The sequence below is a fragment of the Klenkia sp. AC732 genome (genome assembly GCF_979256525.1).
The window spans coordinates 86566-99855 of record NZ_CEEDOS010000014.1; the positions used below are offsets into that span (position 1 = coordinate 86566).

Genomic DNA, 13290 nt, shown 5'->3' on the forward strand with positions numbered 1-13290 from the left:
GCTCGTGAGCGCTCCCCCCGCCGTCGACGGCGACGCCCAGGTGACCACGCACGTCTCCCTCCGCAGCGGCGTCTACGCCGACTCGGTCAAGCTGATGCAGGTCTCGCAGGCCATCGGCGCGCGCCCCGGCGTCACCGCCGTGCTGGTCGCGATGGCCACCCCGCTGAACCTCGAGCTGGCGGCCGGCATGGGCCTCTCGCCCGACGGTCCGGCCACCCCGGACCAGCTGCTGATCGCCCTGCGCACCACCGACGACGCCGAGCGCGACGCCGCCGTCGCCGCGGTCGAGGCCGCACTGGCCGCTCGCGAGGAGCGCGGCTCCGCGCAGGCCGTGCCCTCGCGCACGATCGGCTTCGCGCTGGCCGAGGCGCCGCAGGAGTCGGTGCTGGCCATCGTCAGCGTGCCCGGGCAGTACGCCGTCGCCGAGGCGATGGACGCCGTCGCCGCCGGCCGCAGCGTGCTGGTCTTCAGCGACGGCGTCCCGGTCGAGCACGAGGTCGCCCTCAAGCGCGCCGCGCACGACGCCGGGGTGCTCGTCATGGGCCCCGACTGCGGGACGGCGATCGTCTCCGGCGTCGCGCTGGGCTTCGCCAACGTCGTCCGGCCCGGGCCGGTGGGCCTGGTGGCGGCCTCGGGCACCGGTGCGCAGCAGGTCAGCTGCCTGCTGGACACCGCCGGGGTGGGCGTCTCCCACGTCCTCGGCGTCGGCGGCCGCGACCTGTCCACCGCCGTCGGCGGGCTGGCCACGCTGGACGCGCTGCAGATGCTCGAGGAGGACCCCGCGACCGAGCGGGTGCTGCTGGTGTCCAAGCCGCCGGCCCCCGAGGTCGCCGAGCGGGTCGCCGCCACGTCCGCCGCCCTCACCACCCCGGTCTCCAGCGCGGCCCTGTCGGCCGACAGCCCGGACCTGACCGCCGCGGTCGAGGCGCTGCTGCGCGAGATGGGCGTCGCCGTCCCGACCTGGCCGACGCGGCCGGGTGCGGACCGGTCCGTCCCGGCCGGCGCCGTGCTCAAGGGCTTCTACTCCGGCGGCACGCTCGCCGACGAGGCCATGCTGGTGGCCGCGCCCGTGCTGGGCGACGTCCGCTCCAACACCCCGCTGCGCCCCGAGCTGGACCTGGGCGCCGACTTCGCCGCCCGCGGGCACGTCGTCGTCGACTTCGGGGACGACGCCCTCACCGTCGGCCGCGCCCACCCGATGATCGACCCCACGCTGCGGCTGGAGGCGATCTCGGCCCTGGCCACCTCCGGGGAACCGGCCGTGCTGCTCCTCGACGTCGTGCTGGGCCACGGCGCCGACCCCGACCCGGCCGGCGCCCTCGCCCCGGCGATCGGCGCGCTCGAGCTGCCCGTCGTCGTCGCCCTGGTCGGCACCGAGGGCGACCCGCAGGGCTGGTCGGCGCAGGCCGACGCCCTGGCTGCCGCCGGTGCCGCCGTCTTCGCCTCCAACTCCGCTGCCACCCGGCACGCACTCGACCTGATCGGGGCCTCGAAGTGACCAGCCTGCTCACCGGCCCGCCCGCCGTCGTCGCCGCGGGCGTCGACGTCTTCTCCGACGCGCTGCGTGTGCAGGGCGTCGACGTCACCGACGTCGACTGGCGTCCTCCGACGATCGGCTCGGCCGACGACCTGACCCAGCTGGCCCTGGACCCCCGCCGGGCCGCGGCCAACCGGACCGCCGTCGAACGGGTGCTGGCCGCCGGCTCCGTGCTCACCGACGTGCTCCCCGCGCACGAGGTGATCGGCCTGACCGGCCGCACGCTGCTGCACTCCGGCCCGCCGCTGACCTGGGAGACGGCCTCCGGCCCGATGCGCGGGGCCCTGATGGGCGCCTGCCTGTTCGAGGGCTGGGCGGAGACGGCCGAGGAGGCCGAGCAGCTGCTCGCCTCGGGCGGGGTCGAGCTGGACCCGTGCCACCACCACCGCACCGTGGGGCCGATGGCCGGGGTGACCAGCCCGTCGATGTGGATGTGGTGCCTCACCGACCCCGCCGACGGCCGGCAGGCCTTCTCCAACCTCAACGAGGGCCTGGGCAAGGTGCTGCGGATGGGCGCCTACGGGCCGGAGGTGGTCGAGCGGCTGCACTGGATGACCCGCACGCTGGGCCCGGTGCTGCAGGCCGCCGTCCGCAGTCGGTCGGAGGACCCGCTGGACGTCAAGGCCGTGCTGGCCCAGATGCTGCAGATGGGCGACGAGGGGCACAACCGCAACCGGGCCGGCTCGCTGATGACCCTGCGCGACCTGTCCCCGGCGATCGTCGAGGTGGACGCGCCCTCGGGGGACATCGCCGCGGTGCTGCGGTTCATCGGCGGCAACGAGCACTTCTTCCTCAACCTGGGCATGCCCACGGCCAAGCTGGCGATGGACGCCGCCCGCGACGTCCCCGGCTCGACGCTGGTCACCGTGCTGGCCCGCAACGGCACCGAGTTCGGGGTGCAGACCGCCGGCACCGGCGACCGCTGGTTCACCGGCCCCGCCCAGACGCCGGTGGGCCTGTTCCTGGGCGACTACGGCCCGGACGACGCCAACCCCGACATCGGCGACTCCGCGATCATGGAGACCTACGGCATCGGCGGTTTCGCGATGGCCGCGGCGCCGGCGATCGTCCGGTTCGTCGGCGGCACCGTGCCCGACGCGCTGGCCACCACGGAGCGGATGTACCAGATCACCATGACCGAGAACCCGGCCATGCAGATCCCGGTGCTGGGCTTCCGCGGCTCCCCGACCGGCATCGACGTGCTCAGCGTGGCCCGCACCGGCTGGCTGCCGCAGATCAACACCGGCATGGCCGGCCGGGTCGCCGGCACCGGCCAGGTCGGCGCCGGCCTGGTGCAGCCGCCGGTCGAGTGCTTCCAGGGCGCGGTCGCGGCGCTCGCCGAGGAGTCCCGCACCGCCCTCGCCTGACGCCCCCGCCCGACGCTCCGGCATGGGATCCCTCGCATACGGCGGAACCGCGCGGCCGTATGCGAGGGATCCCATGCCACGGCGGCTCAGCGGATGAGCGTGCCCAGGTCCACCGGCAGCTGGATCCCGGTCACGTGCCGGGCCTCGTCGCTGGCCAGGAAGGCCACCGCGTTCGCGATGTCCTCGGGCTGGGAGACCTGGTCGGGCAGGGCCTGCATGAAGATCGGCGCCAGGGTCTGGGCGTTGGCGGCGATCAGCGGGCCCAGGTCGTCCACGGTCATGCCGGTGGCGACGCCGTGCGGGTGCACCGTGTTGACCCGGATGGAGTGCTGCGCCAGCTCGTTGGCCAGCGACTTCGCGTACCCGACGACGCCGTGCTTGGTGGCGGCGTAGGCGGACAGGAACGGCAGCCCGCGCAGGCCCGCCACCGAGCTGGTGATCACGATCGACCCGCCGGTGCCCTGGGCGAGCAGGGTGGGGATGGTGGCCTTGGCGGTGTGGAAGACCCCGGTCAGGTTGACCGCGACGGTCTCCTCCCACTGCTCCAGGGTGATCTCCCAGCTGTTGCCGGCCGAGCAGATCCCCGCGTTGGCGACGACGACGTCCAGGCGCCCCAGCTCGGCGACGCCCTCGTCGACGGCTGCCTGGACGGCGGCGAAGTCCCGGACGTCGGCCTGGCGGGCCACGATCCGGCGGTCCATCGCCTCGACCATCCGGACGGTCTCGGCGAGGTCCTCCGGGGTGGAGCCGGCGTAGTGCGTGGTGGCGGGCTGGGCGCAGACGTCGATCGCGATGACGTCGGCGCCCTCACTGGCCAGCCGGACGGCGTGCGCCCGGCCCTGGCCGCGGGCGGCTCCGGTGACGAAGGCGACCTTGCCCTCGAAGCGGCGGGCGGTGGGGGTGGTCATGGGGTCTCCTCGGGGTGCGGGCGGGTTGCTGGAGGTGGTTGTCGCCGGCAGGGCCGGGGGCGCGGGCCGGTCACGACCCGGTCCGTCTCGCCACCGGGTCCTCCGGACGAGTTGGTTGCACTCAGTGCAACGTGAGCGTCGTCACCGTAGCGCCTGTCCGGCTAGCGTGGCCGCCGTGCCGACGCCGGTCCGTGAGCAGCAGCGCCGCGACAGCTGGGCCGCGGTCCAGGCAGCGGCGTTGGCGCTGGTGAGCGAGCGCGGCTTCGACGCGGTCACCGTCGACGACGTCGCCGCGGCGGCGGGTGTCTCCCGCCGGACGTTCTTCAACCACTTCCCCACCAAGGCGGCCGCGCTCTTCGACCCGCACCCCGACGACGCCGAGGCCCTGCAGCAGCTGCTGGCCGACGCCGACACCTCGGCCGGGGTCTGGTCGGCGCTCCGCCGGGTCTGCCTGGACTTCGTGGACGCCCAGACGGTGGCGCTCCCGGTGCGCCGCCGGCTGGTGGGCGACCCGGAGCTGGACGCCTACCACCGGACCGCGCACCTGCACGTCGGCCAGGCCGTCGAGAGCTGGACCGCCGCCCAGCTGCCCGACGACCCGTTCACCGCACAGCTGGTGGCCGAGACCGCGGCCGCCGTGCTGATGACGGCGTTCCTCGCCTGGGACCCCGCCGACCCACCGCAGCGCTTCGCGGAGTTGGTCGCCCGCGGCTTCGACCTGGTCGGCACCGGCTTCGCCTGACACCCGGGCCCGGGGTGCGCCAGGGTGGGGGCATGCGACTGGACCTCACCGGCAGGACCGCCCTCGTCACCGGCTCCTCCCAGGGCATCGGCCTGGCCATCGCCACCGGACTGGCCTCGGCCGGGGCCGCCGTCGTGCTCACCGCCCGGGGCGAGGCCAGGCTCGCGGCCGCGGCCGACGAGGTGCGCGCCGCGGTGGAGGGCTCCGACGTCACCACGGTCGCCGCCGACGTCAGCAGCGACGCCGGTACCGCCACGCTGCTGGCCGCCGTCCCCGACGTCGACGTGCTGGTCAACAACCTGGGCGTCTTCGGTGCCCAGCCGGCGCTGGAGGTCCCCGACGACGAGTGGCGGCGGTACTTCGAGGTCAACGTGTTGACCGCCGTCCGGCTGATCCGGTCCTACCTGCCCGGCATGCGCGAGCGCGGCTGGGGCCGGGCGCTGCAGATCGCCAGCGACTCCGCCGTCGTGACGCCGGTCGAGATGGTCCACTACGGCGTCTCCAAGACCGCCCTGCTCGCGGTCTCCCGCGGCTTCGCCAAGGAGGCGGCTGGCTCCGGCGTCACGGTGAACTCCGTCATCGCCGGCCCGACGCACACCGGCGGCGTCGAGGACTTCGTCTACTCGCTGGTGTCGCGGGACCTGCCGTGGGAGGAGGCGCAGCGGGAGTTCATGCGCCTGCACCGGCCGCAGTCGCTGCTCCAGCGCCTGATCGAGCCCGAGGAGATCGCGGCCATGGTCGTCTACCTGGCCTCACCGCTGGCCTCGGCCACCACCGGCGGCGCGCTGCGGGTCGACGGCGGCTACGTGGACTCGATCCTGCCGTGACACCGGCGCAACACGGGTGCGTCAGCCTGGCGGGGTGAGCTTCGAGGTCCCCGTCGTCGACATCTCGCCCTACGTCACCGGGGTCGGTGACCGGGCGGCCACCGCCGCCGCGATGGACGCCGCCTGCCGGACCGTCGGGTTCGTGCAGGTGGTCGGCCACGGCGTCCCGACGGCGACGGCCGAGGGCCTGGCGGCCGCCATGGACGCCTTCTTCGCGCTGCCCGCGGAGGCCAAGGACGCCGTCCGGACGCCGCCGGAGGTCAACCGTGGCTACAGCCCGCCCAAGAGCGAGTCCCTGTCGCTGAGCCTGGGCGTGGAGTCCGCGGCCCGGATGAACGACTTCTTCCAGGCCTTCAACGTGGGTGCGTCCCAGGAGACCTACCCCGACTCCCCGGGCCTCCCGTTGCCGGACTACGCACCCAACACCTGGCCCGACGTCGCGGGGTTCCAGCCCGCCGTCGACGCCTGGTTCGCCGAGGCCGCCCGGGTGGCCCGCACCCTGACCCGGGTCTTCGCCGACGCCCTCGACCTCCCGGCGGACTTCTTCGACCGCATCACCGGGCACTCCCTGGACGTGCTGCGGATGAACGACTACGCGCTGCCCGAGGGCACGATCGACCTCGACGGCGAGCTGACCGGGATGGGCGAGCACACCGACTACGGCATCGTCACCGTGCTGTGGGCCGACCAGGTGCCCGGTCTGCAGGTCCTCGGTGCCGACGGCGGCTGGCACGACGTCTCCCCGGTCGACGGCGCCCTGCTGGTCAACCTGGGCGACGTCACCGCGCGGCTGACCAACGAGCGGTGGACGTCGACGCTGCACCGGGTGAAGCCGCCGATCGTGGACGGCCGGATCCGTCGTCGTCGCTCCGCCGCGTTCTTCCACGACGGGGACGTCGACGCCGTCATCTCCGTGCTGCCCTCGTGCGTGGCCCCGGGGGAGACGCCGAAGTACCTGCCGGTCACCGTGGGCGAGCACGTGGCCGCCAAGCTGCGCGGCTCCCGGGCCGGGGTGGTCAACACCGCCGCGGGGCGGGAGGCCGCCCGGGTGCTGGCCGCACGGGGCTGACCGGCGGGAACACCGGGCCGGTCCGGTGTCTTGCTCCTGGGGACAGCCCGACCACCACCTGGAGGACACCGTGCCCGCCGTCTACACCGCCATCGCCACCGCGACCGGGGAGGGCCGCAACGGCCACGCCCGGTCCTCCGACGGACTGGTGGACGTCGACCTCGCCACCCCGGTCGAGATGGGCGGCGCCGGTGGCGCCACCAACCCCGAGCAGCTCTTCGCCGCCGGCTACGCGGCCTGCTTCCACTCGGCGCTGAAGGTCGTGGCCAAGCGCCAGGGCGCCACGCTGGCCGACTCCGCGGTCACCGCCGAGGTCGGCATCGGCCCGAACGACTCCGGCGGCTTCGGCCTGGAGGTCGCGTTGCACGTCGAGCTCGGTGGCATCGACCAGGCGGCCGCGGAGGCCCTCGTCGAGGCCGCGCACCAGGTCTGCCCGTACTCCAACGCCACCCGCGGCAACATCCCGGTCACGCTCGAGACCACCGTCGCCTGAACGACCACCGGCCCGCCACCTCGACGAGGTGACGGGCCGGGTCCTTTCTCAGGCCTTGACGATGGCGGCGACGGGGCCACCGCCCGAGGGGCCCTGGTGCACGGCGGCGACGGAGACGAAGACCGCCGGGTCACCGGTCACCGAAGCGGCGACGCCGCCGACGGTGGCCTTGATCTGGCGGTGCCAGAACACGTCGGAGTCGTCGAGCATCGCGTTGCGACGGCCGCGGACGTAGCCGGTCGGGTCGGCCTCGCACTTGAGGAACACGTTGACCAGCTTGTCGCCGAGGTCCGAGGTGTGCGGACGCTCGGGGAGCTCGAGGCCGGCCTCGCGGATGGCGTCCCAGATGCCGTCGGTGTCCAGCGCGTCCTCCATGACCGAGTGGCCGATCCGGTAGGCGCCGCCGTGCCCGCGGGCGTTGCCGACGACGACGATCTGCGCCTGGTCCAGCTCGACACCGGAGGAGCAGGAGGCGACGGCGGAGAACAGCGAGAAGTCCCGCATGACCTGCTTCTGCTCGGGCAGCTCGATCTCGCCCAGGGCCAGGGCGATGCCCAGCGCGGTGGTGCCGTTGGAGAGGTCCATCGAGCCGTGCGGCTCGTCGTAGTAGGTCTCCTGGCCGCGGGACTTGGCCTCGCGGATCGTCTCGATGGTCAGCAGCGGGGTCTTGGTCTGCACGTAGTGCACGTCGGCGGGGTCGGTGATCCCGGCCTCGGCCATCGCGCGCCGCACGCCCTCGGCGACCTTCTCGACCATGGTGATGCGGCCGATGTCCTCGGGCAGCAGCACCTCGCTCATTGCGAAGCCCACGGTCAGCCGCGGCTCGTCGGTCTTCTCGACCGAGTCCTCGGGCAGCGTGGCGAAGATGGTGGCGTGCGGGCTGATGACGCCGTCCGTGCCGCCGGACCACACGATCGGGATCTGCTTGACCTCGGCCTCGCTGCGGGTGCCCTTGGCCATGAGCACCTCGCGGAAGGCCCGGTCGGCGATGATCCGGGTGTAGTCGTTGACCCCGCCGTTGCCCTCGGTCTTGCCGATGACGGCGACCACGCGGTCGGCGTCCATGACGCCGGACTCGATGAGCTTGGCCAGCTCCGAGGCGTCACTCACGTTGTGCAGCGGGACCTTGCGGACCTCGATCGGTGCGGGCACGGCGTTCTCCTTCTCGGGGGTGGGACGGGGGATGGTCAGGGAGTGGTGACGCTGGTGCCGACGTCGTCACTGGCGACGGCGTCGGCGATGTGCTCGAGTGAGGTGACGACGGAGCGGGTGCCGCCGACGTCGGCGAAGCGGAGTGCGGCCTCGACCTTGGGGCCCATGGAGCCGCGGGCGAACTGCCCGGCCGCGGCGTGCGCGCGCAGCTCGTCGGTGGTGACCCGGCCCAGCGGGCGGGCCTGCGGGGTGCCGAAGTCGACCATCACGTGGTCGACGTCGGTGGCGATGACCAGGGTGTCGGCGCCGAGCTCGGCGGCCATCAGCGCGGCGGTGAGGTCCTTGTCGATCACGGCCTCGACGCCACGCAGGGCTGCGCCGTCCTTCCCGTCGTCGACGACCGGGATGCCCCCGCCGCCGGCGCAGACGACGACGAACCCGGCCCCGGCCAGGGCACGGACGGCGGGGGAGTCCAGCACCGAGCGCGGCTCGGGGGAGGCGACGACGCGGCGCCAGCCCTTCTCGCCGCGGTCCTCCCAGGTCTGGCCGAGGTCCATGAAGCGCTGGGCCTGCTCGCGGGGCAGGAACCGGCCGACCGGCTTGGTGGGCTCGGAGAACCCGGGGTCCCCGGCGTCCACCAGCGTGCGGGTGACCAGCGCGGCGGTGCGCTGGGCGAGCCCACGGGCGGTGAGGGCGGCGTCGAGCTCGTCGACGACGGTGAAGCCGATCGTGGCCTGGGTCTGCGCGACGTTCCAGTCCAGCGGGACCGGCGGCACCTCGTGGGCGGCCAGCTCGTTCTTGACCAGCAGGTTGCCCACCTGCGGTCCGTTGCCGTGGGTGACGACGACCTCGACCCCGGTCGCCACCACGTCGGCCACGTGCCCGGCGGCGACGGCGATCGCGGCGCGCTGCGCGGCGGGGGTCGCCGACCCGTCGGGGCCGGTCATCGCGTTGCCGCCGAGGGCGATCACCACGCGGCGCTGGGAGGTCATGCCGGGACCCTAGCCCGATTTCCCTTAGTGGTGAAGTAGTTCACTCCACCGACACATCACCGGCGCCAGAAGTCGAAGCGGTCCCGCCCGGGCCGGAAACCGGCGGCCTCGACCACGTCCACCGCCAGGTCGAACCGCTGCCCGACGGAGGTCGGGGTGTGCGCGTCGCTGCCGAAGCTCACCGCCTCGCCGCCCTCGTCCCGGAACCAACGCACCAGCTCGACCGAGGCCAGCGGGCTGGTGGTGTTCACCTCGAGTGCGCGGCCGGTCTCGGCCAGCGCCCGGAACACCTCGCGGTACTCGGCCTCGAAGGGGAGCTCGGCGTAGCGGTCGCGCCCGCCGGGCCAGTAGCGACGCGGGAAGTCGACGTGGGCCAGCACCTGGAAGACGTCGCTGGCGCGGACCATCGCGGCCATCTCGGTCAGGTACCGGCGCATCGTGGCGTCGGCGCCGGAGGAGGTGAGCATCCTGCTGACCCCGATGAGCCGGTCGCCGTCGGTGAGCGAGTGCAACGACCCGAGCACCCGGTCCACCGGGGCGGCGGCCAGGTGCGCCGCGATGCTGGAGGCGAACAGGTGCGGTTCTCCGGCTTCCACGCCGGAGACGACCCGCAGGTCGGGGAAGCGCTCCCGGCACTCGGCGATGGAGGCGGCGTAGGCCTCGACGTCGATCGGGCGCTGGTTGGCGGGGTGCCGGTCCACCAGCCCGTCCCGGCTGGCCCGGTCCTCGGCCGCCCAGACGGTGAAGTCCAGGTGCTCGGTGAACGCCACGGCCGGCAGGCCGATCGCGACCGCCCGCTCGCAGGACTCGACCATCGAGGACCAGGGCCCGGTGTCCCACGAGAACTCCGAGTGCACGTGGTTGTCGGGAGGCAGCATCGGGGGTCATCCTCTCCCGTCGTCCACAGGTGGCGCACGCCGGGCCGGGGATGTCGGAGGCAGTGCCTAGGGTCGGTCGCATGAGCACCGCTGTGGCACCGGGAGAACTCGCCGACGAGGCCCTCGGGGTGCTGCGCGAGCTCACCGGCCGACCCGACGCCGTCTTTCGTGAGGGCCAGGACGCCGCGGTCGCCGCGCTGGTCGAACGGCACCAGCGGGCCCTGGTCGTGCAGCGCACCGGGTGGGGCAAGTCCGCGGTCTACTTCGTCTCCACGGCCCTGCTCCGGCGCCGCGGCGCCGGCCCGACCCTGCTGGTCTCCCCGCTCCTGGCCCTGATGCGCGACCAGGTCGCCGCCGCTGCCCGGGCCGGGATCAAGGCGGTCGAGATCTCCAGCGCCAACGCCACCGAGTGGGACGACGTCGCCGCCCGCCTGGCCGCCGACGACGTCGACGTGCTGCTGGTCTCCCCGGAGCGGCTCACCAACCCACGCTTCCGGGACGAGCAGCTGCCCGGCCTGGTCGACCGCTGCGGTCTGCTGGTGGTGGACGAGGCGCACTGCGTCTCCGACTGGGGGCACGACTTCCGGCCCGACTACCGCCGGATCCGCGAGCTGCTGGGCCGGCTGCCGGCCGGCACGCCGGTGCTGGCCACCACCGCGACGGCCAACGAGCGGGTGGTCGCCGACGTCGCCGAGCAGCTGGGGTCCGGCGGCGTCGACGTCACCACCGTCCGCGGACCCCTGGCGCGGGACTCGCTGCGCCTGGGCGTGCTCCGGCTGGACACCGACCGGGCGCGCCTGGCCTGGTTGGCCGCCCACCTGGAGGACCTCCCGGGCAGCGGGATCGTCTACACGCTCACCGTCGCCGCGGCCGAGGAGACCGCCGCGCTGCTGCGGGACGCCGGCCACGAGGTCCGCTCCTACACCGGCCGCCTCGACGACGCCGACCGCAAGGACGCCGAGGAGGCCCTGCGGGAGAACCGGGTGAAGGCGCTGGTCGCCACGTCCGCATTGGGCATGGGCTTCGACAAGCCCGACCTGGGCTTCGTCGTCCACCTGGGGGCGCCGTCCTCGCCGGTCAGCTACTACCAGCAGGTCGGTCGTGCCGGTCGCGCCGTGGAGCACGCCGACGTGCTGCTGCTCCCCGGCCCCGAGGACATCGCGATCTGGCAGTGGTTCGCCACGTCCTCGATGCCCCGGGAGGACCACGCCGCCTCGGTCCTCACCGCGATGGCCGACGGCAAGGCGTGGTCGGTGGCCCGGTTGGAGACCGTCGCTGACGTCCGCCGGTCCCGGCTCGAGCTGCTGCTCAAGGTGTTGTCCGTGGACGGCGCGGTGGAGCGCGTGCAGGGCGGGTGGCGCTCGACCGGCGTGCCCTGGGTCTACGACGCCGACCGGTACGCCCGCGTGACCCGCACCCGGGAGGCCGAACAGCGCTCGATGCTGGCTTACGCGAAGCCCGTGGGGGAGGCCGAGTGCCGTATGGCGTTCCTGCAGACGGCGCTCGACGACCCGACCGCCGCACCGTGCGGGCGGTGCGACGTGTGCGCAGGGCCCTGGTACGCCACGGACATCCCGGCCGGTGCGTCAGCCGCCGCCACCGCACGGCTGGACCGACCCGGCGTCGAGCTGCCGCCGCGGGCCCAGTGGCCCACCGGTGTCGACCGGCTCGGCGTCGACGTCAAGGGCAAGATCGCGCCCGGTGACCAGGTGCTGCCCGGCCGTGCCGTCGCCCGGCTCACCGACCTGGGGTGGGGACAGCGCCTGCGCACCCTGCTCGGCGACGACGGCGTCGGTGGCGTGGCCTCGTTGGCCGACGACCTCGAGGCGCCCCCGCTCGAGGAGGACCCGGACGCCGCCTACGACGTGTCGCACCGGGTGATCCGACCCGGGGTGGCCGACGACGCACCGCCCACCGAGGAGTTGATGAGCGCGTGCGCCCGGGTGCTCGGCGCCTGGGACTGGGCCGACCGGCCGGTCGCCGTGGTCTCGGTCCCCTCGCGACGCCGGCCGGGTCTGGTCCGCGGCGTCGCCGAGGGGCTCTCCCGCCTGGGTCGGCTCCCGTACCTGGGGGAGATGACCCTCCAGCACGGCGGACCGACCGGAGGACCGGGCGGCAACTCCGCGTTCCGGCTGGCCGGGGTGTGGCAGCGGATCACCGTGGGGGACGAGTTGCGGGGGCGCATCTCCGGTCTGGACGGGCCGGTCCTGCTGGTCGACGACCTCGCCGACTCCCGGTGGACCGTGACCGTGGCCGGGCGCGAGCTCCGCAGGGCCGGGGCGTCGGGCGTGCTGCCGTTCGTCCTGGCGCTCTCGGCCTGACACCCCTCCGTCCACAGGGTTTCGCACACCTGTTCGAAACTCCCGTAGCCTGTGGACATGTCTGTGGCTCACCAGCCCTCGATGTGGGACGTCGCCGAGTCGGCCGAACTGACCCCCCTGGCCGGGCGGGTGGCCCGCCACCGGTTGGGCGCCGGCGCCTGGGTGGACCACCTGTCGGGGTGGGTGAGCGGCTCCGACGAGGTGCTCAAGGTCCTGCTGGGGGACATCGGCTGGCGGGCCGACCGGCGCCAGATGTACGACCGGGAGGTCGACGTCCCCCGGTTGCTCCGCTGGTACGCCGGCGGCGAGGAGCTCCCGCACCCGCTGCTCACCCGGGCCCGGCTCGCCCTGGACGCCCACTACGCGCCGGAGCTCGGGGAGCCCTTCGTGTCGGCGGGCATCTGCCTGTACCGCGACGGCCGCGACTCCGTCGCCTGGCACGGCGACAAGATCGGCCGAGGTCGCAGTCAGGACACGATGGTCGCGATCGCGTCCTTCGGGTCACCTCGAACGCTGGCGCTGCGCCCGGTGGGCGGCGGGGCGTCGGTCCGGTTCACGCTCGGCCACGGGGACCTGGTCGTCATGGGCGGCTCCTGTCAGCGCACCTGGGAGCACTGCATCCCGAAGACGAGCAAGCCCGTCGGACCCCGGGTGAGCGTCCAGTTCCGCCCTCGCGGGGTGGCCTGAAGGGCTCGTCCGCCCTGCTCAACCCTGGTGTGGGGCCCTGCCGCAGGAGGGCCTGGACCCCCCTCTGGGCACCCCCCTGCAAGGCCCTCTGAGAGCCGTGTATGGTTCTCCCTGCACCGCGAAACACCGGGTCGGACACAGTCCGAACTGCGAGAGTCAGCCCCCGGGTTGACAGCCTCGGATCGTGGAGTAACGTGTAGCAGCCGCCAAGAACACGATGGCCGAAAGGCCGGGGCTCTTGCGCGTCCGCTCCTTGAGAACTCAACAGCGTGCCGAAAGTCAGTGCCATATGTTCAACCCCAGTCACGGGGTGCCTT

At 73.9% G+C, this 13290-nt stretch carries 12 protein-coding genes; 8 read left to right on the forward strand and 4 right to left on the reverse strand.

Annotated elements, in window-relative coordinates; genetic code table 11:
* The first annotated feature begins 4 nt into the window (after positions 1-4).
* Positions 5-1498: an FdrA family protein gene (locus AC0IVP_RS08925; RefSeq protein ID WP_471756017.1), complete on the forward strand. Its 1494-nt coding sequence runs from the start codon at positions 5-7 to the stop codon at positions 1496-1498.
* Positions 1495-2904: a YlbE family protein gene (locus tag AC0IVP_RS08930; protein ID WP_056290619.1), complete on the forward strand. Its 1410-nt coding sequence runs from the start codon at positions 1495-1497 to the stop codon at positions 2902-2904. Before AC0IVP_RS08925 ends, AC0IVP_RS08930 begins: the two co-directional genes overlap by 4 nt.
* An 86-nt stretch (positions 2905-2990) precedes the next feature.
* On the opposite strand, the gene AC0IVP_RS08935 is transcribed toward AC0IVP_RS08930, so the two are convergent.
* On the reverse strand, positions 2991-3812 hold the full coding sequence (locus AC0IVP_RS08935; RefSeq protein WP_056290622.1) for a mycofactocin-coupled SDR family oxidoreductase: 822 nt from the start codon (positions 3810-3812) through the stop codon (positions 2991-2993).
* A gap of 175 nt (positions 3813-3987) precedes the next feature.
* Between AC0IVP_RS08935 and AC0IVP_RS08940 the strand changes: the two genes are divergently transcribed.
* The 4 genes from AC0IVP_RS08940 to AC0IVP_RS08955 all read left to right on the forward strand — a co-directional run bounded on the left by AC0IVP_RS08940 (position 3988) and on the right by AC0IVP_RS08955 (position 6943).
* Positions 3988-4554, forward strand: a complete 567-nt coding sequence (locus AC0IVP_RS08940) for a TetR family transcriptional regulator (RefSeq protein WP_162245529.1) — start codon at positions 3988-3990, stop codon at positions 4552-4554.
* A 32-nt stretch (positions 4555-4586) separates the two neighbouring features.
* Positions 4587-5381, forward strand: a complete 795-nt coding sequence (locus AC0IVP_RS08945; RefSeq protein WP_471756019.1) for an SDR family NAD(P)-dependent oxidoreductase — start codon at positions 4587-4589, stop codon at positions 5379-5381.
* 34 nt (positions 5382-5415) lie between these two features.
* Positions 5416-6450, forward strand: coding sequence for an isopenicillin N synthase family dioxygenase (locus tag AC0IVP_RS08950; RefSeq protein ID WP_200938724.1), 1035 nt, complete (start codon positions 5416-5418; stop codon positions 6448-6450).
* 70 nt (positions 6451-6520) lie between these two features.
* Entirely contained in the window at positions 6521-6943 is a 423-nt protein-coding gene (locus tag AC0IVP_RS08955) for an organic hydroperoxide resistance protein (protein WP_056290633.1), read from the forward strand.
* Between the two features lie 48 nt (positions 6944-6991).
* Here AC0IVP_RS08955 and bar read toward each other — a convergent pair whose 3' ends face one another.
* Genes bar through AC0IVP_RS08970 form a run of 3 tightly spaced genes read right to left on the reverse strand, consistent with a single transcriptional unit; the run spans position 6992 to position 9965 of the window.
* Entirely contained in the window at positions 6992-8095 is a 1104-nt protein-coding gene (bar, locus tag AC0IVP_RS08960; RefSeq protein ID WP_471756021.1) for a barbiturase, read from the reverse strand.
* 35 nt (positions 8096-8130) lie between these two features.
* The gene (locus tag AC0IVP_RS08965) at positions 8131-9087 is read right to left on the reverse strand and encodes a carbamate kinase (RefSeq protein WP_471756023.1); all 957 of its coding nucleotides are present in this window, start codon (positions 9085-9087) and stop codon (positions 8131-8133) included.
* Between the two features lie 56 nt (positions 9088-9143).
* Complete coding sequence (locus AC0IVP_RS08970) at positions 9144-9965, reverse strand: PHP domain-containing protein (RefSeq protein WP_056290641.1); 822 nt, start codon at positions 9963-9965, stop codon at positions 9144-9146.
* A gap of 80 nt (positions 9966-10045) precedes the next feature.
* Between AC0IVP_RS08970 and AC0IVP_RS08975 the strand changes: the two genes are divergently transcribed.
* Complete coding sequence (locus AC0IVP_RS08975; RefSeq protein ID WP_471756025.1) at positions 10046-12286, forward strand: RecQ family ATP-dependent DNA helicase; 2241 nt, start codon at positions 10046-10048, stop codon at positions 12284-12286.
* A gap of 57 nt (positions 12287-12343) precedes the next feature.
* Entirely contained in the window at positions 12344-12973 is a 630-nt protein-coding gene (locus tag AC0IVP_RS08980; RefSeq protein WP_471756027.1) for an alpha-ketoglutarate-dependent dioxygenase AlkB, read from the forward strand.
* Positions 12974-13290: the final 317 nt, after the last annotated feature.